This window comes from Pararhodonellum marinum (genome assembly GCF_015354735.1).
Classification (GTDB): Bacteria; Bacteroidota; Bacteroidia; order Cytophagales; family Cyclobacteriaceae; genus Pararhodonellum; species Pararhodonellum marinum.
In genome coordinates this window covers 1-3,240 of record NZ_JACEFJ010000031.1, presented here as the reverse complement: position 1 = coordinate 3,240, position 3,240 = coordinate 1, and the positions used below count along the sequence as shown (strand labels likewise).

The window sequence follows — 3,240 nt, the reverse complement described above, 5'->3', positions numbered from 1 at the left end:
AAAAAAAGCCTTCCGATTCCTCGGAAGGCCTGATGGGATCGGGCGGCGACCTACTCTCCCGGATGTAACTCCAGTACCATCGGCGCTGCAGGGCTTAACTTCTCTGTTCGGGATGGGAAGAGGTGGGGCCCCTGCGCTCGGCCGCCCAAAATCTACGTGCCCCGTGGGTGCGGTTCATTTCCGTACCCGCACCGGCACTCTGTTTCTTCGGTTTCACGTCCCGGACTTCCGTCTCCGGTCCCCGGACGTTTCCATGATATGTCTCGCAGAGAATGCAATGTGGTCCGGCCGTACAAGTTTCCGGGCCATTAGTACTGCTCGGCTGTGCCATCGCTGGCTTTACACCTGCAGCCTATCAACGTCGTCGTCTACGACGGCCCTTGTTGGAAGTCTCATCTTGAGGCGAGTTTCGCACTTAGATGCTTTCAGCGCTTATCTCTTCCCGACGTAGCTACCCGGCGGTGCAGTTGGCACCACAACCGGTACACCAGCGGTCGGTCCATCCCGGTCCTCTCGTACTAAGGACAGCCCCTCTCAGACTTCCCGCGCCCGCAACAGATAGGGACCGAACTGTCTCACGACGTTCTGAACCCAGCTCGCGTGCCACTTTAATGGGCGAACAGCCCAACCCTTGGGACCTTCTCCAGCCCCAGGATGTGACGAGCCGACATCGAGGTGCCAAACCTCCCCGTCGATATGAGCTCTTGGGGGAGATCAGCCTGTTATCCCCAGAGTACCTTTTATCCTTTGAGCGACGGCCCTTCCATACAGAACCGCCGGATCACTATACCCGACTTTCGTCCCTGCTCGGCTTGTCGGCCTTACAGTCAAGCCCCCTTATGCTATTGCACTCCGCGCACGGTTACCAAGCGTGCTGAGGGAACCTTTGGAAGCCTCCGTTACCTTTTTGGAGGCGACCACCCCAGTCAAACTACCCACCAAGCAATGTCCCCGCATCAGGCGGGTTAGATACCAGGCAAACAAAGGGCCGTATTTCAACGGCGGCTCCAAGGCGCCTGGCGACGCCCCTTCAATGCCTCCGGCCTATCCTACACATCGTTTACCCGATACCAATGCTAAGCTGCAGTAAAGGTTCATGGGGTCTTTCCGTCCCGTTGCGGGTACGCGGCATCTTCACCGCGACTACAATTTCACCGAGCTCATGGCTGAGACAGCGCCCAGATCGTTACACCATTCGTGCAGGTCGGAACTTACCCGACAAGGAATTTCGCTACCTTAGGACCGTTATAGTTACGGCCGCCGTTTACCGGGGCTTCAGTTCAACGCTTCTCGCTTGCGCAATAACGTCCCCCCTTAACCTTCCGGCACCGGGCAGGTGTCAGGCCTTATACTTGGTGTCGCCACTTCGCAAAGCCATGTGTTTTTGATAAACAGTCGCCTGGGCCTTTTCACTGCGGCCCCGCGTCTTACCGCGGGGCGCCCCTTCTCCCGAAGTTACAGGGCCATTTTGCCGAGTTCCTTAGCCATGATTCACTCGAGCACCTCAGGATTCTCTCCTTGACCACCTGTGTCGGTTTGCGGTACGGGCCGCCGTGCGCTTGACGCTAGAAGTTTTTCTTGGAAGCCCTTAGGACCACTGTCTCCGCTCCCGTGGGATTGGAGTACTTTCGGCGTTCGGCTGGATCTGCGCATTTCACTGCAGTCCCAATACCTACGGCCTTCAACGCGGTATTCCGTCACCGCGCGGGTCTTTCATCACTCCGTCACTCCGTTGCCTGCACCGCGGGTATGGGAATGTTCGCCCATCTTCCATCGGAATCCCCCTTCGGGTTATCCTTAGGTCCCGACTGACCCTGATCCGATTAGCGTTGATCAGGAAACCTCGGTCTACCGGTGTGGGGGTTTCCCGCCCCCATTGTCGTTACTCATGCCTACATTTGCTTTTCCAAAAGCTCCAGCGCGCATCGCCGCGCACCTTCGCCGCCGTTGGAATGCTCCCCTACCAGACACCCCGTCTACACGGGATGAATCCTACGCTTCGGTACCGCACTTGATGCCCGATTATTATCGACGCCCTGCCGCTCGACCAGTGAGCTGTTACGCACTCTTTAAAGGAATAGCTGCTTCCAAGCTAACCTCCTGGCTGTCTGTGCAGCTGGACCGCCTTTGTTCAACTTAGTGCGGATTCCGGGACCTTAGCGGTAGGTCCGGGTTCTTTCCCTCTCGGACTTGGACCTTAGCACCCAAGCCCTCACTGCCGGTTCCGTATGACGGCATTCGGAGTTCGTCAGGATTTGGTAGGATGTGACTCCCCCTAGTCCTATCGGTAGCTCTACCTCCGACATACGATTCCCGACGCTGTTCCTAAAAACATTTCGGGGAGTACGAGCTATTTCCCGGTTTGATTGGCCTTTCACCCCTACCCACAGATCATCCGGAAACTTTTCAACGTTTATCGGTTCGGTCCTCCACTCCGTTTTACCGGAGCTTCAACCTGTCCATGGGTAGATCACCGGGTTTCGCGTCTACCCCCACTGACTCTGCGCCCTGTTCAGACTCGCTTTCGCTCCGGCTGCGCCCCTGAGGGGCTTAACCTTGCCAGTGAGGCGTAACTCGTAGGCTCATTATGCAAAAGGCACGCCGTCATCCCATCGCGGGACTCCGACCGCTTGTAGGCGTACGGTTTCAGGTTCTTTTCACCCTCCTGTTCGGAGTACTTTTCACCTTTCCCTCACGGTACTTGTACACTATCGGTCTCTCAGGAGTATTTAGCCTTGCCGGATGGTGCCGGCCGATTCAGACGGGATTTCTCCGGTCCCGCCCTACTCAGGATACCCGCGCCGCACATCACCCTCCCGGTACGGGACTCTCACCCTCTACGGTACGGATTCCCATCCGTTTCCCGTCGGGTATATGTGCGGACTACACGGGTCCTACAACCCCGCACGTGCCGTGACACGGACGGTTTGGGCTGTTCCGCTTTCGCTCGCCGCTACTCGCGGAATCACTCTTGTTTTCTCTTCCTCCGGGTACTTAGATGTTTCAGTTCCCCGGGTTCGCCTCCCGTCCTGGGACGGGATATCCGCACAACGCGGATGGGTTGCCCCATTCGGACACCTGCGGATCTGCCCGTCTGTGCCGGTCCCCGCAGTTTTTCGCAGCTTGTCACGTCCTTCTTCGCCTCTGAGAGCCTAGGCATCCCCCGTACGCCCTTGTTTACTTGTCTTCAGGCATGCACCCTTCTGCGCATGCATGCCCTGCCGGGGGGACGTGCTCTTA

Annotated in this window: 2 rRNA genes; both read right to left on the bottom strand. The window is 57.6% G+C overall.

The annotated features are described in order from the left end of the window. Window positions 1–37: 37 nt before the first annotated feature. Window positions 38–149: ribosomal RNA gene (rrf, locus tag H1A14_RS22945) — 5S ribosomal RNA — on the bottom strand. A gap of 139 nt (window positions 150–288) precedes the next feature. Beyond that, window positions 289–3,187: ribosomal RNA gene (locus H1A14_RS22940) — 23S ribosomal RNA — on the bottom strand. Window positions 3,188–3,240 lie beyond the last annotated feature (53 nt).